Source organism: Streptococcus porci DSM 23759 (assembly GCF_000423765.1).
GTDB lineage: Bacteria > Bacillota > Bacilli > Lactobacillales > Streptococcaceae > Streptococcus > Streptococcus porci.
Genome location: NZ_AUIP01000011.1, coordinates 16,962 through 40,750, shown reverse-complemented (window position 1 = coordinate 40,750; position 23,789 = coordinate 16,962). Strand labels below are relative to the sequence as shown.

At 43.0% G+C, this 23,789-nt stretch carries 21 protein-coding genes and 1 tRNA gene; 7 read left to right on the top strand and 15 right to left on the bottom strand.

The annotated features are described in order from the left end of the window. On the bottom strand, positions 1–942 hold the full coding sequence (locus G576_RS0104975) for a carbohydrate ABC transporter permease (RefSeq protein WP_027972065.1): 942 nt from the start codon (positions 940–942) through the stop codon (positions 1–3). Positions 943–993: 51 nt separating this feature from the next. After that, positions 994–2,367, bottom strand: a complete 1,374-nt coding sequence (locus tag G576_RS0104970; protein ID WP_027973670.1) for an ABC transporter substrate-binding protein — start codon at positions 2,365–2,367, stop codon at positions 994–996. Positions 2,368–2,780: 413 nt separating this feature from the next. Here G576_RS0104970 and G576_RS0104965 point away from each other — a divergent pair, with 413 nt between their 5' ends. The 5 genes from G576_RS0104965 to G576_RS0104945 all read left to right on the top strand — a co-directional run bounded on the left by G576_RS0104965 (position 2,781) and on the right by G576_RS0104945 (position 10,985). Continuing rightward, positions 2,781–5,486: a GH36-type glycosyl hydrolase domain-containing protein gene (locus G576_RS0104965; protein WP_027973669.1), complete on the top strand. Its 2,706-nt coding sequence runs from the start codon at positions 2,781–2,783 to the stop codon at positions 5,484–5,486. Positions 5,487–5,498: 12 nt separating this feature from the next. Beyond that, a complete protein-coding gene (locus G576_RS0104960) occupies positions 5,499–7,910 on the top strand; it encodes a glycoside hydrolase family 94 protein (RefSeq protein WP_027973668.1) in 2,412 nt (803 codons plus the stop codon). A gap of 18 nt (positions 7,911–7,928) precedes the next feature. Further along, the gene (locus G576_RS0104955; protein WP_027973667.1) at positions 7,929–9,368 is read left to right on the top strand and encodes a 6-phospho-beta-glucosidase; all 1,440 of its coding nucleotides are present in this window, start codon (positions 7,929–7,931) and stop codon (positions 9,366–9,368) included. Positions 9,369–9,471: 103 nt separating this feature from the next. Next, the gene (locus G576_RS0104950; RefSeq protein ID WP_027973666.1) at positions 9,472–10,377 is read left to right on the top strand and encodes an ROK family protein; all 906 of its coding nucleotides are present in this window, start codon (positions 9,472–9,474) and stop codon (positions 10,375–10,377) included. A 137-nt stretch (positions 10,378–10,514) separates the two neighbouring features. Beyond that, positions 10,515–10,985 (top strand): COG2426 family protein, encoded by a 471-nt coding sequence (locus tag G576_RS0104945; protein ID WP_027973665.1) that lies wholly within the window; start codon positions 10,515–10,517, stop codon positions 10,983–10,985. 331 nt (positions 10,986–11,316) lie between these two features. Here G576_RS0104945 and tsf read toward each other — a convergent pair whose 3' ends face one another. The 3 genes from tsf to G576_RS0104930 form a co-directional block, all read right to left on the bottom strand. Then, a complete protein-coding gene (tsf, locus tag G576_RS0104940; protein ID WP_027973664.1) occupies positions 11,317–12,357 on the bottom strand; it encodes a translation elongation factor Ts in 1,041 nt (346 codons plus the stop codon). A gap of 408 nt (positions 12,358–12,765) precedes the next feature. After that, the gene (rpsB, locus tag G576_RS0104935) at positions 12,766–13,530 is read right to left on the bottom strand and encodes a 30S ribosomal protein S2 (RefSeq protein WP_027973663.1); all 765 of its coding nucleotides are present in this window, start codon (positions 13,528–13,530) and stop codon (positions 12,766–12,768) included. Between the two features lie 195 nt (positions 13,531–13,725). Continuing rightward, complete coding sequence (locus tag G576_RS0104930) at positions 13,726–14,907, bottom strand: MFS transporter (RefSeq protein WP_027973662.1); 1,182 nt, start codon at positions 14,905–14,907, stop codon at positions 13,726–13,728. Between the two features lie 361 nt (positions 14,908–15,268). Here G576_RS0104930 and G576_RS0104925 point away from each other — a divergent pair. Together G576_RS0104925 and G576_RS0104920 are read left to right on the top strand one after the other, a co-directional pair. Beyond that, positions 15,269–15,339 (top strand) — tRNA-Cys (locus G576_RS0104925). A 208-nt stretch (positions 15,340–15,547) separates the two neighbouring features. Continuing rightward, complete coding sequence (locus tag G576_RS0104920) at positions 15,548–16,504, top strand: S66 family peptidase (RefSeq protein WP_027973661.1); 957 nt, start codon at positions 15,548–15,550, stop codon at positions 16,502–16,504. A gap of 23 nt (positions 16,505–16,527) precedes the next feature. On the opposite strand, the gene G576_RS0104915 is transcribed toward G576_RS0104920, so the two are convergent. The 10 genes from G576_RS0104915 to comGA all read right to left on the bottom strand — a co-directional run bounded on the left by G576_RS0104915 (position 16,528) and on the right by comGA (position 23,755). Continuing rightward, positions 16,528–17,721, bottom strand: a complete 1,194-nt coding sequence (locus G576_RS0104915) for an acetate kinase (protein WP_027973660.1) — start codon at positions 17,719–17,721, stop codon at positions 16,528–16,530. Positions 17,722–17,804: 83 nt separating this feature from the next. Continuing rightward, complete coding sequence (locus G576_RS0104910; protein WP_027973659.1) at positions 17,805–19,001, bottom strand: acetate kinase; 1,197 nt, start codon at positions 18,999–19,001, stop codon at positions 17,805–17,807. A 61-nt stretch (positions 19,002–19,062) separates the two neighbouring features. Continuing rightward, positions 19,063–20,007 (bottom strand): class I SAM-dependent methyltransferase, encoded by a 945-nt coding sequence (locus G576_RS0104905; RefSeq protein ID WP_027973658.1) that lies wholly within the window; start codon positions 20,005–20,007, stop codon positions 19,063–19,065. 45 nt (positions 20,008–20,052) lie between these two features. Then, positions 20,053–20,496 carry a competence type IV pilus minor pilin ComGG gene (gene comGG / locus G576_RS0104900; protein WP_027973657.1) on the bottom strand — a complete coding sequence of 148 codons (444 nt, stop codon included), beginning with the start codon at positions 20,494–20,496 and terminating at the stop codon, positions 20,053–20,055. Further along, the gene (comGF, locus tag G576_RS0104895) at positions 20,474–20,908 is read right to left on the bottom strand and encodes a competence type IV pilus minor pilin ComGF (RefSeq protein ID WP_027973656.1); all 435 of its coding nucleotides are present in this window, start codon (positions 20,906–20,908) and stop codon (positions 20,474–20,476) included. The genes comGG and comGF overlap by 23 nt, the downstream gene beginning before the upstream one ends. Continuing rightward, complete coding sequence (comGE, locus tag G576_RS0104890; protein WP_027973655.1) at positions 20,895–21,188, bottom strand: competence type IV pilus minor pilin ComGE; 294 nt, start codon at positions 21,186–21,188, stop codon at positions 20,895–20,897. Before comGE ends, comGF begins: the two co-directional genes overlap by 14 nt. Beyond that, on the bottom strand, positions 21,160–21,570 hold the full coding sequence (gene comGD, locus G576_RS0104885) for a competence type IV pilus minor pilin ComGD (RefSeq protein ID WP_027973654.1): 411 nt from the start codon (positions 21,568–21,570) through the stop codon (positions 21,160–21,162). Before comGD ends, comGE begins: the two co-directional genes overlap by 29 nt. Next, entirely contained in the window at positions 21,548–21,847 is a 300-nt protein-coding gene (comGC, locus tag G576_RS0104880; protein ID WP_027973653.1) for a competence type IV pilus major pilin ComGC, read from the bottom strand. Before comGC ends, comGD begins: the two co-directional genes overlap by 23 nt. After that, entirely contained in the window at positions 21,847–22,890 is a 1,044-nt protein-coding gene (comGB, locus tag G576_RS0104875) for a competence type IV pilus assembly protein ComGB (protein WP_083959946.1), read from the bottom strand. The genes comGC and comGB overlap by 1 nt, the downstream gene beginning before the upstream one ends. Next, positions 22,802–23,755, bottom strand: a complete 954-nt coding sequence (gene comGA / locus G576_RS0104870) for a competence type IV pilus ATPase ComGA (protein ID WP_027973651.1) — start codon at positions 23,753–23,755, stop codon at positions 22,802–22,804. Before comGA ends, comGB begins: the two co-directional genes overlap by 89 nt. Positions 23,756–23,789 lie beyond the last annotated feature (34 nt).

The following is a 23,789-nucleotide window of genomic DNA, read 5'->3' as shown; positions in this document are numbered from 1 at the left end:
CTATGCCTTTTTAGCCTTGTGTTTTATTTTTTCTCGTCCCGCTTTGATTTCGTTGTTGGTCATCTTATAGACAAACCAACATAGAATAGCGCTGACGATAAAGAGATAGACTGATAATGCTCCTGCCATACCGTAGTTCTTGCTCTTTAGGTGATTGTTTAAAAACATGATAAGGGTTGTCGATGTTCGGTCTGGTGCTCCTTGACCATTGGTCAAGATTTGTGGGACGTCAAACATCTGCAAGCCACCAATGATTGAGGTGATTAGGGTATAAGCAAGGATTGGACGAATCATTGGAAGGGTAATATAGAAGAAACGTTGGCGACTGTTGCATCCATCTATCTCTGCTGCTTCAAAAATATCCGGACTAATTCCCATGATGGCCGCCATTAGCATGATGGTACTGTTTCCAAACCACATGAGGAAGTTCATAACTGCAACCAGCGAGCGTGTCCCAAGCGCTGTCCCCATAAAGTCAACTGGCTCCTTGAACCAACCCAAAGATGTCATGATTGAGTTGATTGGCCCATTTGTTGAGAAAAGGGTAAAGAAGAGCATGGCAAAAGCTGACGCCATAATCAGGTTTGGCAGATAAATAATGACCTTGTAGATTCCTTGTCCCCGTAGCTTCAATCGAGCATCCACAAACCAGTTAGCCAGTAAAAGCGCAATCCCAATCTGAGGAATAAATCCCATCAACCACATAATCATCGTATTTCCAGCATATTTTAAAAGGTCTGAATCTAATAGTGCCTTATAATTGGCTAAACCAATGAAATTTGGCCCGATTTCTCTAATCCCAGATCGATAGTATTCATAAAAACTATAGCGAATGGTTTCAACCAGAGGGATAAAGGAAAAGATAAAGAAAGTTGCAAAGAAAGGTAAGATGAAAAGATATCCCCATTTCCCGTAATTAATACGTTTACGTTTTTGTTTCATTCTATTACTCCTTCAATAGATCTGCGGTGCTATCACACACCGCATTTTCTTTTAGTCTGGCCATTTCACTTCCGTGATTTCTGGGTAGCGTTCTTTAATGGCAATTTCAAAGTTTTCTTTTGCTTTTTCAAAACTTACTTTATCTTGTAGGTAATCATTGAAGTTGTTTTGAATCAATTCAACACTACCTTGGTCATAGGCTGATAGTGGTGCAATCTTGATGTTCTCAGCAACTGGTGCAAAATATTCAAAGGAATTTTGGCCACCAAGGAAGTCTGATTTGAAGTTATCATCTTTAGCAGCTTCTTTCATGCCTGATTGAGTATTGGTGAAGTCAAGATAGTCTTTTGAAATCTTCAAGAGGTTTTCTTTTTCACCAGTTAAGGCCATGATGATGTCCTTGACGTGTTTTGGATTGTCTGTACCAACAGCTCCGTGGATGTAAGAACCGCCCCAGTTGTATTCTTGTGGAGGAGTTGTTACTGCCCATGAGCCTTCAGCACCATCCCAGTTTGGTTTCAAGACAAAATCAATACCCCAAGCAGGGAAGAGGAAAGCGAAGGTCTTAGATTGTGACCCCATTTCCTTATTCCACTCGTCTGTCCATTGACCTTTGACAGTCTTCGTAAAGTAGCCTGCGTCTAGCCATTCTTTGGAATCTTTTACCCATTGCATAATCTCTGGTCCAACGTTAAGTGTTGTTTCACCTGCTTTTACCCACGGTTTTTTAATGCTATTACCATAGAGGCGGAAGGTGTCTGCTGGAGAGGCGAAGATTGTGTACCCTTTGTCTTTTAGGACTTTTGCAGTTTCTTTTGCACTTGCCCAATCGCCGACCTTTTTACCAACTTCAGCTGGATCATCTGTTCCAAACACTGCCTTGGCAATGTCGCGACGATAAACGATAACACCTGGAGTTGTTTGCCATGTCGAACCACGTTGAACCCCATCTTCGTCAGAAGCCGTAACTTTTGTAAAGCTATACTGGTCAGCCAAATCCTTGTCTGGATCAATACCCAGCTCTTTCAAAGGAATAGCTGCGCCAGCTTCTTTTGAAGAATATTTATTGACATAGTCGGTCTCTGACAAGAAAATATCAACCTTACTATCTGCGTCTGCTGACTCTTGGTTAAGCAGGGCTTCGTCGAGTTTTTGTTGATAGACACCATCTTGGTTTGGATTGACAATCCAGTGGATTTCAGTGCCGTCTTTCAAAGTTGTTACTGTACCATCTTTTGAGGTTTCTTCCACTTCCGGATAAACCGCCTCGACACGCTGACGGAATTCATCATTCCAAGAGTAGATGTTAATAACTTTTCCTTCCTCGCCAGAACTTGCTGAAGAACCGCCTGATTTAGAAGAGCAAGCAACCAAGGTCCCTGCTGCAAGAGCCATAGCGATAAAAGCGCTTACTTTTTTGTTCATGAGAGTTACTCCTTTTTTCTTTGAGGGACTTGCCCTCTGTTGTTTTTGTAATTGTATTATAGCTTGTCAAAGATGGTCATTATATTATTTTTTTGAAAAAAATACCACATTTTTGACCTGTCTTTATTTTTTTTACAAAAAACGAATACATTTATTTTACTCTATTTTTTAGCATATTTTTTTTAAAATCGACTCATAAATTGATATTTTCAAAAATGTAATCGCTTTATGTTTAGTTTTATGTCACTTTCTTCTATAATAAGGCTTTTTAATTTTGAAGCACCTGAACCCTTAGATTTTTTAGAAAATGTCATAATTGTGATATTTTTTTGCTTTTTCTTGTTTTTTATCTGAGGACTTTTCTTTACAATTTAATCATCATAATAAGATAGAAAGTGTAAGGAGAAGTTTTTATGAAACCATTGACATTTACAAATGACAATGGAGATTTTTCCATTCGTCAACCCGAAAACATCAGTTCCCTCTATTTTCCCCTCGCATCAGAAATGGGATTAAAGAGTGCTATCGCTCCAAACTTGGGTGGTGACGCTAAGATTGACCAAGAACATTTCCTACTAGAGCCCGTTAGTGTCGACGACCTGCACAACAGCCGCTCTACGCGAAATTTTTGGATTAAGACTGGCGATGGACTCCTAGCTTCCGTGACGGGTCAGTCCGCTCAACAAGAGGCTCAAAAATTTAACCCTAACCAAGAGGACAGTTGTATTCACGCAGGTTTTATGTGGCATCAGCTAGAACGTGACTTATCTGAGCTTAAGCTCAGGGCGGTGACGACTTCCTTTATCCCTTCTGATGATAATGTAGAAATCACGCAGGTAGATATCACAAACAAGGCTGACTTCCCGCAAGAACTGACAGCGACAGCAGCCATTCCCATCTTTGGGCGAAGCGCCGATAACCTGCGCGACCATAGGAATGTCACTTCCATGCTTCACCGCATCAAGACGGACAAGAAGGGTATCTATGTGACACCTACCATGTCCTTTGATGAGCGGGGGCACAGACTTAACCATCATACCTATTATGTTGTGGGCTTTGATCAAGACGGAAATACTCCAAGAACCTTTTTCCCTACCGTTGAAGATTTTATCGGCGAAGGTGGCAGTTTTACACATCCTCGTGCTTTGATTCAGGATAATGGCAGAGCTGGGGTTGAAGCTGGATTTCAGATTGATGGACGTGAAGCTATGGGAGCTTTCAGTTTTGAACCCTTTACCTTGGAAGCCGGTCAAACAAAATCCTTCATCGTCCTCCTTGGTATTAGCGAATCCCCTGAAAAAATTGAACCTGTCGCAAAAGCATATAGCACAGTCCAAAGCGTCCAAGAAAAGTTAGCGGAGACCAAAACTTACTGGCAAGAAAAAGTCAGTGTCAATTTTCAAACCGCAGACAAAGACATTGACCGACTGATGAAATGGATTTGTTTCCAACCCTTCTTGCGTCGTATTTTCGGCTGTTCTTTCCTTCCTCATCATGATTACGGTCGTGGGGGGCGCGGCTGGCGTGATCTTTGGCAAGACTGCCTTTCACTTCTACTCATGGAACCAAATCAGGTCGGCGATATGATTGTCAACAACTTTAAAGGGGTTCGACTGGACGGAACCAACGCTACCATTATTGGTGAGGGACGAGGCAATTTTCTTGCTGACCGTAATGGTATTGCCCGTGTCTGGATGGATCACGCGCTCTGGCCCTTGATAACCACCAAGCTCTATATTGACCAAACAGGGGATATTGGCATTCTCAACAAGCAGGTTTCCTATTTCAAAGATCCGCAAATCAAGCGGGGGACTGCCTTTGACCAGTTTTGGAGCGAGGCTTATGGAAATGAGCAACGCACACAATCAGACGACGTTTATATGGGAAGTATCTTAGAGCACCTCCTCATTCAGCATCTGACTGGCTTTTATGAAGTAGGACAACACAACATCTATCGTCTCCGTGGAGCTGACTGGAATGACGCCTTGGATATGGCTGAAGAAAATGGAGAGAGCGTTGCCTTTACAGCCGCCTATTCTGGTAATCTAATGGAGCTTGCGTCCCTTATTCGTCTCCTCGAAAATAAAGGAGGACTTGAATCCATTGAGATTTTAGAAGAGGTTGGACTTCTGCTCAAAAATGATGCTGATATTTACGACCAAATCTCACGCAAACAACAGATTTTAGATAACTATGTCAACCAGTGCCAACACAAGGTCAATGGTCATAAAATCACAATCTCTCTATCAGAGATTGCTCTCAATCTGATTCAAAAAGCTAACTGGCTCCGCCATTTTCTCCAAGAAAATGAATGGATTGACATCAATGAAGACGAGGGCTGGTACAATTCCTACTACGATAATAGCGGAAAGGCCACTGACGGTTATTACAAGGATATGCCACATATGATGTTAACTGGACAGGTCTTTAGCATCATGAACTATGTGGCAACCGATAGCCAAATCAGGAAAATCACGGTCAGCGCTGATCGTCACCTCTACCGCAAGGAAATCGGAGGCTACCGTCTCAATACCGACTTTAGAGAAGTCAAAACCGACCTCGGACGCATGTTTGGCTTTGCCTATGGCGAAAAAGAAAACGGCGCCGTCTTTTCCCACATGACAGTCATGTATGCCAACGCTCTCTATCGTCGTGGCTTTGCCAAAGAAGGTTGGAAGGCACTTAAATCGCTAGCTGACACCAGCCTTAATTTTGAAAGATCTCGTATCTATCCAGGTATTCCAGAGTACTTCCGTGCTGATGGTCGTGGTGTTTACCACTACCTAACAGGAGCGGCTAGTTGGTACATGCTAACTATGGTTACCGAGGTCTTCGGCGTTCAAGGCAAGGCCGGGGATTTGATTCTCTATCCAAAACTCTTGACCGAGCAATTCGATGACAAAGGCAGAGCTACTATCTTGACTAAGTTTTCAGGAAAAAACTTGGAAATCACTTATGAAAATCCTAGACGCAAAGATTTTGGACAGTATGTTGTCGTTGCTGCAACTTGTGACGGACAAGACCTTCCAATTACTGATGATGCCTTTGCCTTTATCAGCAAAGAGCAACTACAAAAACTCAACAACCACACACATCACATCACTATAACATTACAGTAAGGAACACTTTTCATGAAATACGGTTATTTTGACGATGTCAATCGTGAATATGTGATTGACAGACCAGATACTCCAACGCCTTGGGTTAACTACCTAGGTTCACCAGAGTACGGAGCAATCATTTCAAACAACGCAGGAGGTTACAGCTTTGCCAAATCTGGCGCCAATGGCCGTATTCTCCGTTATGTCTTCAACAACTTTGACCAACCCGGCCGCTACATTTATCTTCGCGATGATGATAGCCAAGACTTCTGGTCTGCTTCTTGGCAACCCGTTGGAAAGGATTTGAAAGACTACATCAGTAAATGTCACCACGGTCTTGGCTATACTAAAATGGTAGCTGATTATGCAGGGATTCATTCAGAAGCTACTTATTATGTCCCTAAAGGTAAAAGTTACGAGGTTTGGGCCATTGACGTGACAAATACTTCTGACCAAGAACGTCATTTGACTTTGACTGGTTACGCTGAATTTACTAACCACAGCAACTATGAGCAAGACCAAGTCAATCTACAATACTCTCTTTTCATTTCACGCACAGCTTTTCAAGAGAACCGTATTGTTCAACAAATTCACGGCAATCTTAACGCCCTTGAGGAAGATGAACAAGTTGACGAAAAAAATGTTACTGAACGCTTCTTTGGTCTAGCAGGTCATCCTGTTTCTTCTTTCTGTGGAGATAAAAAAGCCTTTCTAGGACGCTACAATGGTTACGATAAACCTGTCGGGGTTACTTCAGGTAATCTTGGAAATACAAACAACTACAACGAAAATCCTTGTGGCGCTCTTGCAAGCAAAGTGACCCTTGCCCCTAATGAAAGTAAGACTCTTGTCTTTGTGCTAGGCGAAAAATATTCTAATGAAGCGCAAGCTATTGTTGCCAGCTATGAAAATGCTAAAGAAACCGTTACTGCTGAAGTTGATGAACTCCGCGCAGAATGGAGCGGGCGCCTAGAGAGCTTGCAAGTCAAAACACCAAGTCCTGTCTTTGACACTATGATTAACACTTGGAATGCTTATAACTGTTACATGACCTTTATCTGGTCACGCGCAGCTTCTCTCATTTACTGTGGACTACGTAACGGCTACGGCTACCGAGATACTGTTCAAGATATTCAAGGGATTATCCACTTAGCTCCTGAAATGGCTCTTGATAAAATTCGTTTCATGTTATCAGCACAAGTTGATAACGGCGGTGGACTACCACTGGTTAAATTCACTCACAATCCTGGACACGAGGACACTCCAGACGACGCTTCCTACGTTCAAGAAACTGGACATCCAGCCTATCGCGCCGACGATGCCCTCTGGCTTTTCCCAACGGTCTACAAATATATCGCGGAGACTGGAAACACTGCTTTCCTTGATGAAGTTATCCCTTACGCCAATAAAGGAGAGGCTACCGTTTACGACCACTTAAAAGCTGCTATCCAGTTCTCAATGGATAATCTTGGGCCACATGGTATGCCAGCCGGACTTCACGCTGACTGGAACGATTGTCTCCGTCTTGGCGCACAGGGTGAATCGTCATTTGTCGCTTTGCAATACTACTACGCTCTTAGTATCTTGAAGATTTTTGCTCGCGAAAAAGCTGACGCAGACTACCTAACTTTCCTTGATTCTGAACAAGAGTCAATGGGACAAAAAATTCAGGAGCTTTGCTGGGATCATGACCGCTTCGTACGTGGCTACACTGAAGCAGGCGAGCGTATCGGAGAAGCTTGCGCACCTGAAGCCAATATGTGGCTCAACCCTCAAAGCTGGGCAGTTATTAGTGGCCTTGCTGACGACAGACAAGCCAAGCTAGCTATGGATAATGTCTTTAACCGCCTCAATACAAGTTACGGTGCTATCCTCATGGACCCTCCATACCATAAACATGCTTTCGATGGTGCCCTTGCTGTTATTTATAACCAAGGCAATAAAGAAAATGCAGGAATCTTCTCTCAATCCCAAGGGTGGTTGATTCTAGCAGAAGCCCTTCGCGGACAAGGTGAGCGTGCCTTCACATACTTTATGGAAAATGCTCCCGCTGCACAGAACGATCAAGCTGATATTCGTCAATTGGAACCCTACTGTTATGGACAATTTACTGAAGGTCCAGCAAGCCCTAACCACGGACATTCTCATGTTCATTGGTTGACAGGAACTGCCTCAACTGTTATGGTAGGTTGTGTCGAAGGTATCTTGGGACTTCGTCCAGACCTTGCTGGTCTCAAATTAGCGCCAGCCATTCCAAAAGACTGGGACAGCTTTACAATGGATAAAATCTTCCGTGGAAAAGTTCTCCATATCACTGTAGAAAATCCAAATCATAAAGAATCAGGTTTCAGCAAGCTTATGCTTAATGGTCAAGAGCTACCTACCCCTTACCTAGCCGAGGAGCTTCTCAAACCTGAAAACCATATCACGCTCGTACTTTAAACACAAGGAGAATTTCTCATGACAGCATATCCTGAATTTCCAAAAAACTTCCTTTGGGGCGGAGCAACAGCCGCAAACCAATGCGAGGGAGCATATGACGCCGATGGTCGTGGCTTAGCCAACGTCGATGTTGTACCAATCGGTGAAGACCGATTCGCCATCATCACCGGCCAGAAAAAAATGTATCACTTTGAAGAAGGGTACCTCTACCCAGCTAAAGAAGCCATTGATTTCTATCATCACTACAAAGAAGATATTGCGCTTTTTGCGGAAATGGGCTTCAAAACCTACCGCATGTCTATCGGTTGGTCTCGTATTTTTCCTAAAGGGGACGAGCTTGAGCCAAACGAAGCCGGGCTTCAATTCTACGAAAACGTTTTTAAAGAATGCCACAAATACGGTATCGAACCACTTGTAACCATCACTCACTTTGATTGCCCTATGTACTTGATTGAACATTACGGAGGTTGGCGTAACCGTAAACTAATTGAATTTTACCAACGTCTTGTAACGGTTCTTTTCACTCGTTACAAGGGCTTGGTCAAATACTGGCTTACTTTTAACGAAATCAATATGATTCTCCATGCGCCGTTTATGGGAGCTGGTATTTACATCGAAGATTATGAAAATCCTGATCAAATCAAATACCAAGCCGCTCATCATGAACTGGTAGCGTCAGCTTTGGCCACAAAAATTGCGCACCAAATTGACCCAGAAAACAAGGTCGGCTGTATGTTAGCTGCTGGGCAATTTTATCCAAATACCTGCAATCCAAATGATGTCTGGGCTGGACTTCAGGAAGACCGTGAAAACTACTTCTTCATTGATGTGCAAGCTCGCGGCCAGTATCCAAATTATGCTAAGAAAAAATTTGAAAAGCTAGGGCTAGATATCCATATGACAGAAGAAGACCTGACACTCCTAAAAGAACACACTGTTGACTTTGTCTCCTTCTCCTACTACTCAAGCCGAGTGGTTTCAACTGATCCAGAAAATGTTGAACAAACCGAAGGCAATGTATTTGCCTCTGTGAAAAACCCTTATCTCAAAGCTTCTGAGTGGGGCTGGCAAATCGACCCATTAGGCCTTCGTATCACCCTTAATACCATCTGGGATCGTTACCAAAAACCAATGTTTATCGTGGAAAATGGCCTTGGCGCTATTGATGAGCCAGATGAAAACGGCTATGTCTCAGACGACTACCGTATCAACTACCTGCGCGACCATATCATTGCCATGAACCAAGCCATCAATGAAGATGGGGTCGAATTGATGGGCTACACCACCTGGGGCTGTATTGACCTTGTCGCTGCAAGTACTGGTGAAATGTCAAAACGCTATGGCTTCATCTACGTTGACCGCAACAATGATGGAACAGGCACTTTCAAACGCAGTAAGAAAAAATCATTTGATTGGTACAAAAAGGTCATTGCCACAAACGGTCGCGACCTCGACTAATCGCGAAAGGAAATATGAATCAGAATGTCAAGCATGCGAAAATCGTCGAAACAATCTTTTGACACACACGCTTTTCTTCCTGATTCAACTTGGTAAGTAGATTATGAAATATTATCTAACCATTGATGTCGGTGGAACAAACATCAAATACGCCCTTATGCAGGAAAATGGAAAGCTCGTCTCTGCCGACAAATTACCAACTCCTACAGATTCTCTGGACAGCTTTCTAGCCAGCATTGACAGCATTATCGACCAACATTTAGAGCTAATTTCTGGAGTAGCTTTCAGCGTGCCTGGAAAGGTGGATACGACTACTGGAACCATTTATTTTGGCGGTGCGCTGACTTACTTAGATCAGCTCTGCTTGGCTCAGGTCATCAAGGACAAGTATGACCTGCCTGTCAGCGTTCAAAACGACGCCAAAGCCGCTGCCCTAGCTGAGATCTGGCTGGGAAGTCTCAAAGGAGTTAGTGACGCTGCCGTTATCGTTCTTGGTACTGGTGTTGGTGGTGGGATTATTTTGGACGGAAAGCTGCGCTCGGGACCCCATTTTCAGGCCGGCGAGCTCAGCCTGTCGGTGCTCGAAGCCAGTAAACCTGAGAGAGAAAAAATGGTCGGATTCATCGGCTCTGCCGTTCAGATGATTTCAGATGTCAATCAAGCTACTGGTAACAGCGACCTCAAAAATGGGCATTTAGCCTTTGAAGCTATTAAAAACGGGCACAAAGAAGCCCTAGCGATTTTCCAACACTACTGTCGCCAAATTGCCTATCTGATTTTAAACCTACAAGCCTTTCTTGACTTGACAACTTACGCTATTGGCGGGGGAATTAGTTCTCAACCGCTCTTGATTGACGAAATCAACCGCCAATTTGCCATCATCATTGAAGGCTCTCCCCTACTTAGCATGAATGTAGCCGATCTCTCTATTATCCCAACCCACTTTGGCAACGATGCCAATCTCTATGGAGCCCTGTACCAGCTATTGGAAACCACCGATTTAGCTTAAACCATTAAGATTCTGAGTCTGCCGTGATGGCTACCCAGAATCTTGTGTTTTCCAGCAACTGACGACAAAATACTTGCCCACTGACTGAGGATAGGATAAAATAGAAAGGTATCACTCAGAAAGGTTATTTCTAAACCATGAATTATCTTATCACGCTCCTCATCTCAATGATCCCTCTCATCGAACTCCGAGGAGCTGTCCCCTTTGGTATCGCCTCTGGCATTCCCTTCACCCAGGCTCTAGCTATCTCAGTTATTGGTAATATGATTCCCGTTCCTATCATCTTCTTCTTTGCTCGCAAGGTCTTGGAGTGGGGTGCTGATAAGCCATTTACTGGAAAATTTTTCACTTGGTGTCTTAAAAAAGGTCATAGTGGAGGCGAAAAGTTGTCCAAAGCCGCTGGTGATAAAGGCGTCTTCTTTGCACTCTTACTCTTTGTGGGCATTCCTCTACCTGGAACCGGTGCTTGGACTGGTACTTTAGCTGCATCCATCCTTGACTGGGATTTCAAACGCAGTGTCACAGCAGTCATGCTCGGTGTTATCCTAGCTGGTATCATTATGGGAAGTCTATCCCTTATCTTTGGTCTAAACACCTTTAGCCACTAAAAGTACTTTTGGGAAAAAGCATCCCTTAGACACAAAACAAAAATCCAAACTCAAATAGTAAAAGCGAGTTTGAAATCATATTTGTTGGCACTAGCCCAATAATATGAGACATACGACAAACACTCCTCTTTCTAGTAAACTAGCAAGAGGAGTGTTTTGTTATGGTCAAAAAAGTATTGGAAATAAACTAAGTGGCTCTAAAATTTCCCTAGTGGGTAAATCCATCGTGGAGATTATGAAGCCTTTTTGAGTGTAAAAAACTAAGTCAGCCTGCATAAAAGCGAAAAAAAGGCAGGGCAATCCCACCTTTTTTCTGTCTTTATAGACAAACTTAGTTGTTAAGAGCTGCTGCCATTGTTGCTGCAACTTCAGCTTCAAAGTCGTTTGAAGCTTTCTCGATACCTTCACCCACTTCAAAACGAGCAAATGCAACTGCTTTTGCATTTACACTGTCAAGGTAAGCCTCAACTGTTTTGCTGTCGTCCATGATGTAAACTTGAGCAAGAAGAGTGTAAGCTTGGTCAACTTGAGTATTGTCAAGCATGAAGCGATCCATTTTACCTGGAATGATTTTATCCCAGATTTTTTCTGGTTTACCTTCAGCAGCCAATTCAGCTTTGATAGCTTCTTCAGCAGCTGCGATTACTTCATCAGAAAGCTGTGCTTTTGATCCGTATTGCAAGAATGGAAGTGCTGGTTTACCAACCATTGCACGTGATTCGTTGTCTTGCTCAATTTTGTGGTTAAGCTGTGCCAACTCATCTTTAACGAATTGCTCGTCAAGTTCTGTGTATGACAATACAGTTGGTTTCATTGCAGCAATGTGCATTGATACTTGCTTAGCAAGGGCTTCGTCGCCACCTTCGATTACTGAGATAACGCCGATACGTCCACCGTTATGTTGGTATGCACCGAACGCTTGCTCGTCAGTTTTTTCAAGAAGGGCAAAACGGCGGAATGAAATTTTTTCTCCAATTGTTGCAGTTGCGTTGATGTAAGCTGCCTCAAGAGTTTCACCTGTTGAAGTTGTCAAAGCAAGGGCTTCTTCGTTGTTAGCTGGTTTTCCTTCTGCAATGATTTTAGCTGTTTCGTTAACCAAGTCAACAAATTGAGCATTTTTCGCAACAAAGTCAGTTTCAGCATTAACTTCGATAACCGCTGCAACGTTGCCGTTTACGTAAACACCTGTCAAACCTTCAGCCGCAACACGGTCAGCTTTTTTAGCTGCCTTAGCCATGCCTTTTTCACGAAGCAATTCAATCGCTTTTTCGATGTCACCATCAGTTTCTACAAGTGCTTTTTTCGCGTCCATAACGCCGGCACCTGATTTTTCACGCAATTCTTTAACGAGTTTTGCAGTAATTTCTGCCATGGTTTTTCTCCTTTATTTTTTACGAATTCTTTTGTTACTTTTCTTAGGTGGTGTAGGGTGAAGGCGACCACTCTAAGAGTGTTTTATTCCTTTTTGTGAGCAAATATCTCGCCCCTTGTCAACAATTATAGTGAGCTACTGACCTCCACTATAGCGAAAAGTAACTATAACCAGCGACCTCGTCGCCTTTTGAAAATCAATGAATCAAAACAGAGGACAGAGCAGGAACGCTCTGCCCTCTTGGGTTGGTTCAAGTTTTGATGCGTACGCTTCTAGCGGTCAATAGACGAGCCGAAGTGTACACGAGCTATTATCTATGTGCCACATGGCACTCGGACTAAAAAGCTAGTGATTTAGATAAATTTCCTAAAATCATCCGCTTTTCTTAAGACCACAGTAGCTTAATTCTTATTTACCTTCTACAACTTCTACCAATTCTTCGATTGATTCAGTTGATGCTGTTTCTTCTTCGAATGAAACCTCTGCGTCCTCACCTTGACGTCCTTCGATAATAGCGTCAGCCATTTTCGCAGTGATCAATTTAACAGCGCGGATAGCATCATCGTTAGCTGGGATAATCACATCGATGTCATCTGGATCAGCGTTAGTATCAACCATAGCAACTACAGGGATACCAAGTTTTTTAGCTTCTTTAACAGCAATTTGCTCTTTATGTGGGTCAACAACGTACATAACGTCTGGAATACGTGGCATATCTTCGATACCGCCCAAGAATTTCTCAAGACGAGCGCGTTGTTTGTTAAGAAGTGCAACTTCTTTCTTAGGAAGAACTTCGAAAACTCCTTCTTCTTCCATGCGTTTGATTTCTTTCAAACGAGCGATACGTTTTTGGATTGTTCCCCAGTTTGTAAGAGTTCCACCCAACCAACGGTGGTTGATGAAGTATTGACCTGCACGCGCAGCTTCTTCAGCAACTGCTTCAGCAGCTTGCTTTTTAGTCCCTACGAAAAGGATAACTGCGTCGTTTGCTGCTGCATCACGAACGAATTCGTAAGCTTGGTCAGCCAATTTTACAGTTTGTTGCAAGTCGATAACGTGGATACCGTTACGCTCTGTGAAGATGTACTTAGCCATCTTAGGGTTCCAGCGACGAGTTTGGTGACCAAAGTGAACACCAGCCTCGAGCAATTGTTTCATTGAAATTACTGCCATGAGTAGTTTCTCCTTTATGTTTTTTAGTCCTCTTTTAGATTTCAGCTTGCAGACTCACTCTTTCGAGCAACAAGCCCACAATTCATCTAAAATGAGTATTTGTTGTTAGACAACTTAGCTATTTTACCAAATTTCTTTGGTTTAAGCAAGATATATAGTGCTAATTTCTCACTTCTTTTCCTATTTCCTCTTCCCCTATATCTCTTTTTGAGGCAAATATCGATACTCTTTTAATAAAACGGGAACCAAAACAAGGAGAAGGAGCCCAAGCCATAAAAAAGTCTTAGAAAAACCTAAATAATCAATAACAAATCCAGTTAGAGGAAAAATGATGATCATAGATAGACTAAAAAACATACTATTAACACTTAACAGGGTCGCTCTAACATCACTTGGAATGTTATGTTGTAAATCATTCGTGAAAATAGGCAGAAAAAGAGCGTAGAGACCATCAGTCAAGAGATAAATTACAACATAGACAGCCGGCGCTTTAAGAATGGCCACAAGATAAAGTAAACCTGTTAAGCCCACGATAAAGGGAAAAATGACTACAGATTGGCACTTTTCTCCAATACGACTAGCCAAGAAGACCGCTCCAATGTTGATTCCACTCGAACAAAGCATGACTAAGCTGATCTGCCATGACGTCAAAGCCGTCAATTCATTTTGATAGTAAAAATAAAACATGCACATGAGGACACAGATAATCTGACTAGTCAAAAGCCATTTTAACAGGTTAGGATTGGACTTAAAAGTCTCCCTAACCGTCTCAATAATCACTGTTAAACTAGGATTTTTATCCCTAGAAACTTTAATACTAGGCTCTTTCATAAACCAAATCAGAACCATAGCCAAAATCGCAAACACTATTTGAATAACATAGGTAACATCCAAAAGTCCATGTACAAAAAAGCCAGATAAAACTGTTCCAAGGGTGCGAGTTGCTTCTGAAACACCTGACATAAAGCTAGAAATTCGCAGATACTTATTCTCAAGACCAGCCTCTTTAGCTGATTCAAAAAGCATCGCAGAGCTTGTCCCCGAGTCAAAATTATAGGCCCAAGCACTGACAACCATTCCCAAGGCATAAACCCAAAAATTACCAGATGCCACCAACATCAAGAGGGCAGATAATATACTGGCCAAACGACTCACATAAAGATTTGTCTTATAGGAAAAGCGATCTGCTAAGATACCAGAAGGTACTTCTGATAAAAGACTAGTCCCATGAAAAATACTCTCTAGAACACCTATTTGCCAGAGTGTCATGCCGTGTTGACTAAGGAAGAGTAACCAAAAACTGGTTATCCCAAAAAACGATAAGAATTCACTTGCCCAAAGAAGAGCAATATTATGACGGTAAGTTTGTTTAAACATGATTGGTTCCTTTAGTTTCTAGTAATATATAATAAAACACTTGTCGCTATAACTGACTGACCTTAAGGCCAGACTATCTCTGCTAGATTGCTCCTACGACCATAATGGCTTATCCTTTCCCTGAACTAAAGTAGTTATTGTCTTCAATCATGCTTACTGTCATTCCAATCTATTATAACAAAAATATAAAAACCTGTCTGCCCTTCAGGTTTCTAGACAGGTGCCTCATTCCGTGTTGCTCTTTCATGGAAAAATAGCTTATAGTACCTTTATCAATAGACGTTTACAAAATTGAGCCATGCATCATCTTCATTTTCCCCTTGACGAAGTGCACTTTTTACGATAGAATACTATCTGTTACGGCGGTATAGCCAAGTGGTAAGGCACGGCTCTGCAAAAGCTTGATCGTCGGTTCAAATCCGTCTACCGCCTTTCAATACCTGTTTTAACAGGATTTAACCTAACGAAAAGCCCGTAAATTCGGGCTTTTTTGTTTTTTTCGTCTGGTTAAGTTCGGTAAACTTTGAAAATAATTTGGGGAGAATTTTTTCAAATCGAGTCTCAGTTTTTCTATTTTAAGGTCTTTACGTCATATTTAAAATCTGCTATACTAGGAACAATTTATCCGAAGGAGGCGCTTATGAAAAAACTTGCCAAAGGTGACCATATCCGTATCGTCAGTCCATCTTCGTCTATTGAACGTTTAGGGGGCTTTGAAGCTAACCTTTCTGCCAAGGAAAAACTGGAAGAACTAGGTTTTCAGATTTCATTTTCGGACAATTATTTTGAAAATGATGTCTTTTACTCTGCCTCGATCGCCAGTCGTGTCGCCGACTTGGAAGCTGCTTTTGCCGATGACTCCGTTGATGCCATTCTAACCACCATCGGGGGCTTCAACTGCAACGAGCTTTTACCTTATCTAAATTACGATATCATTGCCAAACATCCTAAGATTTTTTGTGGCTACTCTGATACTACCGCCCTGCTTAATGCCATTTACTCCAAGACCGGCATGCAGACTTACATGGGACCAAGCTACAGTAGTTTTAAAATGATTGACGGCCAAAAATACCAAACTGAAAGCTGGCTTAGGGCGGTGACTTCGAATACCTACGACCTGACACCAAGCCCCGACTGGTCTAGCGATCCTTGGTACGACCCGACCCAACCTCGCCATTTCTTCCCGACCGAGTGGAAGGTTTACCATCATGGAAGAGCTTCAGGTACAGCTATCGGTGGCAACATTTCGACCCTCAACCTCTTGACAGGAACTGAATTTGCTCCTCGACCAAATGACTACATTCTCTTCTTAGAGGAAGCCGAAGATGATACTTATGAAATCATCCTTAGGCATCTGACAGCTATCTTTCAAGCCTATCCAGAACCAAAAGCCGTCCTCTTTGGGCGCTTTCCAAAAGAAACTAAGATGACAGAAGATATTTTCATGGCTATCTTGGAAAAATACCCTTATCTGAAAACCGTTCCAGTGATGTATGACTTGGATTTTGCCCATACACAGCCTCTTTTCACCATTACCATCGGTGGACAAGTGACCGTGGACACAACTGACAAATCCATTCATTTTGAAACAGAGTAAAAGAGCTGAAGCCAGCTCTTTTCTTATTTTTTCAATTTTTCAACATCGCGGGCGATAACCAATTCTTCATCTGTTGGAATCACCAAGACTTTAACCTTCGAATCTGGGGTTGAAATTTCTCCTGAAATGCCACGAGTTTCATTTTTTTCTGGATCAATGTGCATGCCAAACCACGACAGACCTTCAATGACATCTTGGCGCATGAGAGGCCCATTTTCCCCCATACCAGCCGTGAAAACAATGGCGTCAGCTCCGTTTAAAACCGCAAAATACTGACCGATAAATTTCTTGATTCGGTCAATAAAGATGTTATAGGCCAGCACCGCATGTTTATCTTTTGCCTGAAGTCCTGCCTCAATATCACGCATATCACTTGAAAGTCCAGACACTCCAAGGAGTCCTGATTGCTTGTTAAGCATGTTCACCACCGCAGCGGCATCCGCTAGGTCAGGAGCATGCTCTACCAGATAAGGAATGATGGCTGGGTCAATATCGCCTGAGCGAGTGCCCATCATTGGGCCCGCTAGCGGGGTAAAGCCCATCGAGGTATCCACAGATTGGCCGCGGTAATTGGCTGTAATAGAAATGCCGTTACCGATATGAGCCGTAATTAGTTTAAGTTCTTCGATTGGCTTTCCTAGATACTTGGCAGCTTCATTAGCAACATAAAAGTGACTTGTCCCATGAGCCCCATATTTACGCACCTTGTAGTCTGTGTAGTACTTCTGTGGGATTGGGTACAAATAGGTATGAGGCTGCATGGTTGTATGAAATGCCGTGTCAAAGACAGCCACCGACGTGATGTCAGGCAAAATTTCCTTAAAGGCACGGATTCCTGCAGCATTGGCTGGATTGTGAAGAGGGGCAAGAGCCGCTAAGTCTTCAATCTCTGCTAACACGTCATCATCAACTAGAACAGATTCTTTGAAATTTTCACCACCAGCAACGACACGGTGTCCAACACCAGTAATTTCGTCATAGCTAGCGATAATGCCAAATTGAATCAAATCATCAAGTAAGATTTTTACTGCCTGACCGTGGTCTGCAATATCCAGCGTCTGCCTTTCTTTTTTGCCATTATATGTTACGGTAACAATTGACTCCTTAAGACCGATACGTTCGACAACACCTGCTGCCAAGACCTCCTCTTCTGGCATTTTGTAAAGTTGCCATTTGAGACTTGAGCTTCCTGCGTTGATTGCAATTGTTTTTGACATTAATTCACCTCATAGTAAGCGTTTTCTTAGATTTTCATTATAACAAAAAGGCTTGGTTATGACAACCTAGCCTCTTGTTCTATTTATGCCTTTGTTTTCAAACGTTCAACGTCACGCGCGATGACCAATTCTTCATCAGTTGGGATGACAAATACTTTCACTTTTGAATCTGGTGTTGAAATCTCACCAACTGCTCCAAAGACGTTCTTTTCTGGATCAAGTTCCATACCAAACCAAGTCAATCCGTCTACGACAGCTTTACGAACCGGTGCAGAGTTTTCACCGACACCTGCTGTGAAGATAAGGGCATCCGCTCCATTCAAAACACCAAAGTATTGTGAAATGTATTTTTTCAAGCGATCAATGTACATGTCAAAAGCCAAGGTCGCATCTTCTTCACCCGCTTCATAACCCGCGATAATATCGCGCATGTCACTTGATGTTCCAGAGATACCAAGAAGACCTGATTCTTTGTTCAGGACGTTGACAACTGCTGCAGCGTCAGCCAATTCTGGACGATTTGCCACCAAATAAGGAATTAAAGCTGGGTCAATGTCGCCTGAGCGAGTTCCCATCATTGGGCCTGCAAGTGGGGTGAAGCCCATTGAGGTATCCACAGACTTACCGCCGTCAACGGCTGTGATTGACACGCCATTTCCGATGTGAGCTGTGATGACTTTGGTTTCTTCAACTGGTTTTCCAAGATATTTTGCCGCTTCTTGTGATACGTAGTAATGGCTTGTTCCGTGAGCTCCGTACTTACGCACCTGATTTTCAGTGTAGTAAGCTTTTGGTACTGGGTAACGGTAAGCCTTGGCTGGCATCGTTGTGTGGAAAGCTGTGTCGAAAACAGCCACGTTAAGCACTTCTGGCAAAACTTCTTCGAAAGCACGAATAGCAGCCACGTGAGCTGGATTATGAAGCGGAGCAAGTGCGCTCAACTCTTCGATTTCTAGGATTTCTTTTTCACCGATAACGGTTGATTCTTTAAAATTTTCACCACCAGCAACGACACGGTGTCCAATACCCGTAATCTCATCGTAGCTTGCAATAATTTCAAAACGAATCAAGTCATCCAAGAGAATTTTAACGGCTTGGTGGTGGTCATGAATGTCAAGGGTTTCAGACTCTTTGCGACCATCAAATTTAACGGTAGATACAGAATCAGCTAAACCGATACGTTCAATCAGTCCTGATGCCACAACAGTTTCTTCAGGCATATTGTAAAGTTGCCATTTCAGGCTAGAGCTTCCTGCATTGATTGCAATTGTTTTTGACATGATTTACCTCTTTAATAGATTTGCTTCTATTCTATCACATTCTTGGGTGAATTTCACATGGTCATTTGGCCCAACTTTTGAATTTAGTCATAAACTCTACTATAACATCTTGGTTTTGAAGATCTGTTATAGGATAGACAAAGGTTTCTTTTGGTGCACTGCTTTGTTTTTGCAAGATAAAGATAGCTTTTGCCTTATCTTTGCGACCAAATAGGCTTTCTGGCAGGGTAATGACTGCAAGGACACTAGCATAACCGCTCAGCCATTTTTTTAAAAGAGACGACTGGGGGCTGGTCAAAAGATCCGTCGGCGCCAAGAAAAGACCCAGACCATCAGCTTTCAGGTACTTGAGTGACTGTTCCATGAGTAGGTGGTGGGCATAGGTGTGCTCGCCCTTAGCGGCAGCTACGATGTAGCGGCTAGCAATGGCGTCGTTGGGGTAGTAACCGATAGGTAGGTCGCTGATGATAACGTCGCTTTCTTTAAGAATCTGCGGGCGAACAGCGTCTTCTTGGACAAAGCTGACGCTAGAGCCCATGACATCAGCGATTGAGGCTGAGAGATCAATAAGGAGGTCGTCTAACTCAATTCCCATGTAATCTAAACGTTTGCTAGTGTTTGCCATTAGAGTATGGGCCAGATTTCCTGTACCTGAACCAATTTCGAGGATATCTAGCTGATTCTTGTCAGTGAGAGTTTCCAGCAAAAAGAGCAGGATAAAACCTATGCTGTCAGGCGTGAATTGATGATTGGCCTGCAAGCTTTCCGTCTGCCCAGCCTTGATAAAGATGAATTGGAAGGCGCGACGCCATTCCTCTTGGGTCAATTCAAGAGCTCTTAGTTTGACATTGTTAGCAATAACCGTTTCAGACGCCCCTTCAGCACCTAGGTAAAAAGAATTTTGCTCAATCAGAGCATCATAAATGTTAGTTTTAAGGTCGTTTTCAATCAGTTGGATATTTTCCAAAATCAGCTCATAAGCTGCTTCTATCTTTTCAAAATTCATGGTATTATCATATCAAAAAATGGAAGTTTTGACAAAAACTCCCACTTATTCATCCTTGGTTTCTGTGGCTTCTTCAGCCGGTTCGACAACTGCCTCTGAAAGTCCTGCTTTTTCTTCCGACGCCACGGATTGAGCCGTTCTTTTTTCTTCAGGATTTATTTTTTTCTCCTCTTTTTCTGCTTTCTTTTTGAAAAAGTGGTACTGATAAGATTGCCCGTCAGCTAGGGTCACGGTAACAGCCAGGGTATCATTTTTCTGTATCCATGTGCTGCGCCCCTGTTTATAGCTGACTGCCCCGCTTTTGTCATCAGCTTGGTCTGCAGTCAACTGGGCTATCAAATAAGCTCTGGCTGATAAGGTCTGTGCTTGATTTTGCCGCTGAACTGCCAGTACCCGCCCCAGATAGAATTGCAAAAGTAAGACGAAAATGGCTGACATAAGGAGGGCATATAGTAGGACTCCGCCCTTAACTTTTTTCTTCAAAAGCATAGATAAAACTCCTTTTTAGCCCACCCACAAAGGTCAGGTGAACGGTCACACGATTTTTCTCTCGGGAAATGGCTGAGCTCTCTAGCCCAAATAGCATAGGCTGGTAGCCACGACCGTCAGCATTTGTCTTCCTAAAGTCGTCTGACTTGGACTTGCCAAAAGCCAGGTGTTTCCCGCCTTTTGAAACATAGAGCTTATTGTTTTCAACATTGATAAGGCTGGAACCCTCGAGTTCTGCATGCAACTGTTGGTAAAAAAGGAGCCAGTCTTCTTGGTGGTTGTCAGAAAGGCTGTGAACTTGGCTGGATAAAACTTGCGTCAGCCCTTGGTAAACTTGGACCGAACCGATGATAACCAGCAAAGATACCAAGCACTCTAAAAGGGTAAAGGCGGGTAAGCTAATTCTTTTCAAGACGGATGACCTCTTTTCCACTCTCTGTGATAAAAAGCCCTGCTTTTGTTCTTGTTACCTCAACGGAGATACCATTTAAGGTTATGTGAGTTTGCTTAGTCTGCACCGCCATTGCCGCCACAGCTAGTACTTCTTGCTCGTGTAGGCTCTGGGCTAGCTGCTTTTGATTGAGGTTGATTTGCCCCAAGATAAGCGCTACGATAGTGGCTAAAACTCCTAGCGCGATTAGGCTTTCAAGTAAGATATAGGCTTTAAGTCGTCGTTTTTTGATATTTACCACTCCCTAGATACAGTTGATAAGTGACGATGCCATCGTCCGTCGCAAAGCGAACCTTTGTTAGACTAGAGTTGCCACCCTTGGCGTCAAAGTTGATGATTTTTTCGTCCAAAAGGCTGACGCTGGTCGGGATAGCAAGGTCAGCATTGCTATTTCGGATGCCACTTGCTGTCACAGACAAAGTCACATCACTTTTTTGAGCTAGGCTTAGTTGTTGACTATCTCGGTAGAGATGCTCAAAGGAAAGGAAGAATAGTCTCTCCTCTACATCTTGGAAAACGCCCTGAATAGACCCTGACAGACTAATCACTAAAAAACTAGCAATGAAAAGCGTGAGCAGGCTTTCTAAAAGCGTAAAGGCTTTAAGATTTAGCTTTGTAATCATTGTAGGCCTTGGCTTGATCTTCGGTGATGTAGCCTTTGCTTTCTAAATCTTGTACAGTGGCGGATTGATGATGCTCCAACTCGTACAGCTCCATTTGGCTTTCCACCACTTTGACAACAGCAGCATTCCCTTTTTCTTGAACCACATCTTTTTGCTTGCTTAGATTTGGCACAAATAGGAGCATAAGAACACTAATGATTAGAAGAACCACGAGCATTTCTACCAGAGTGAACCCTTTTACTGTCGCTTTTGTGATGTTTTTCAATCGTTTTTTCATTAAAAATATCCTCCCATATTTTGATACATTGGTAGCAGCATGGCTGCGTAAATCATGACAATCATCAGCGCTACAAAGATAAAGATGATGGGCTGAATGATCTGTGTGCTCTTATTGAGTTTGGAGAAAAAATTAGCCCAAGTCTCTTCCGAAAAAATATCTAGCTCACTCCCCAGCTTGGACTTGACTTCCCCGTATTCGATGATGAGGGATAATTCTTTCAGGAAAAAGGGATAATCCAGTACTTTGCTATGAAAATCACGTCCAGATAGGAGAGCTGATTCCATGTCCTTGCCGATTTCTTGGAAGAGCTGTGATTTCTGCTTCTGCATAAGCTGAGTTATCTGCGCTAGCTCCACTCCTTGTCCGATTAGATTACCCCACTCACGGGCATAATAGGCTGTCAGGTAAAGTTGTGCTACTTTTCCCAAAAAAGGAAGGCGAGATAGATGCGTCCAAAGTTTGAGACGACTTTTTCGCTTGGTAGCTATGATGGTGATGAAAAGGCTGAGCAGGATAACTAAAAAACTCCCTAGAAAGATGGTTGGAAAGTTACTAATGAGAGTGGTTGCCCAGTTGCCGTCTTCTAGTTGGGGCAGCAGGTAATTTTTTAGTCCCAGCATGATAAGAACGAGAAAGCCCAGCAAAATAAGTGGATAGGTCGCTACTTCGATTAATTTTTTCTTGACCTGAGTCAGGTTAGCAAGGTAGCTGTCGATTTTTTGCAGACTTTTTAGGGTGTTGCCGTGGATATCAGCCAGAGACAGTTGAGTGACCACCTCATCTGAAAATCCCAGTTCTGCTAGCATTTCAGCCATCCCCCGTCCATTTAGGAGACTCTCTCGCATTTGCTGTGTTTGCTGGATCGGCAGAAGTTGACTACGTTCCAAGAAGTTGACCATTTCAGTTAGGGTAAAGCCTGCGCTCATGAGATTGGCAAAGAGCTGAATAACTTTACGCTGATCTTTCAGGCGTAATTTTTTCGATTTGTCCTTCTTTAGGACTGAGATATCCGTCTGCAACCAGTTGATCAATTTGTGCATTCCACTGGTCTGGTCGGTGGTTTTTGAAACTATCTTGGGCATAATCAATCACTCCTCCTTTTCCGATTAAACGTTGGTAGGCAATGCCGCAAAGACTGTTATTTAGTTCTTCTTTTGACACACCAAGTTCTAGAAGTCTGTCATAGACTCCTGGAATAGACTTGGCATGGATGGTAGAAAAGACCACAGTCCCTGTCAGACTAGCTCTGATGACCGCACGCGCTGTTTCGCTATCGCGGATTTCCCCGATTATGAGAACATCAGGTCTGTGGCGGAGCGACAGCTTTATCAAAGCATCGTAAGTCATACCGATGCTATCATTGAGCTGTAACTGGAGCATGGAAGGTTCTTTAATTTCAACGGGATCTTCGATGGAAATGACCTGATGACCAGAAAAGCGCTCTGCTACTAGCTGATGCATAAGGGTAGTCTTGCCACTTCCAACTGGACCCGAAAAAAGGTAGAGCCCTCGTCCCGCCAGTTTTTCCTTGATTTTATCAAGACCATCAAACCAATACTTGAGTTCAATGCGTCCGCTGAAAAGAATCCGAATAACCAGACTTTCCTGACCACGGTAGTCACCAACACTGGACAGACGTAGGCTGACTTTCTCAGCCTCATCAAGCTCATAATCGCAGGAACCAAGCTGACTGCGCCGCTTTTCTCCCACATTCATCCCAGCGACAAACTTAAAATGACTGATAAGACTAGCCATCTCCTCCTTGCTGTGTTCACCCATGAAGCGACGATTGTCGCCAATTCGCATATAAAGTTCGTAATTATTCTCTCTCGGTAGAACATAGATGTCCTGAGCATCCAATCCCACCGCCTGAGTGATGATTTTCTTTGCAAGTTCTTGTACCATGAGACCTCCTTATCTGACTATTCGCAGGCAACCA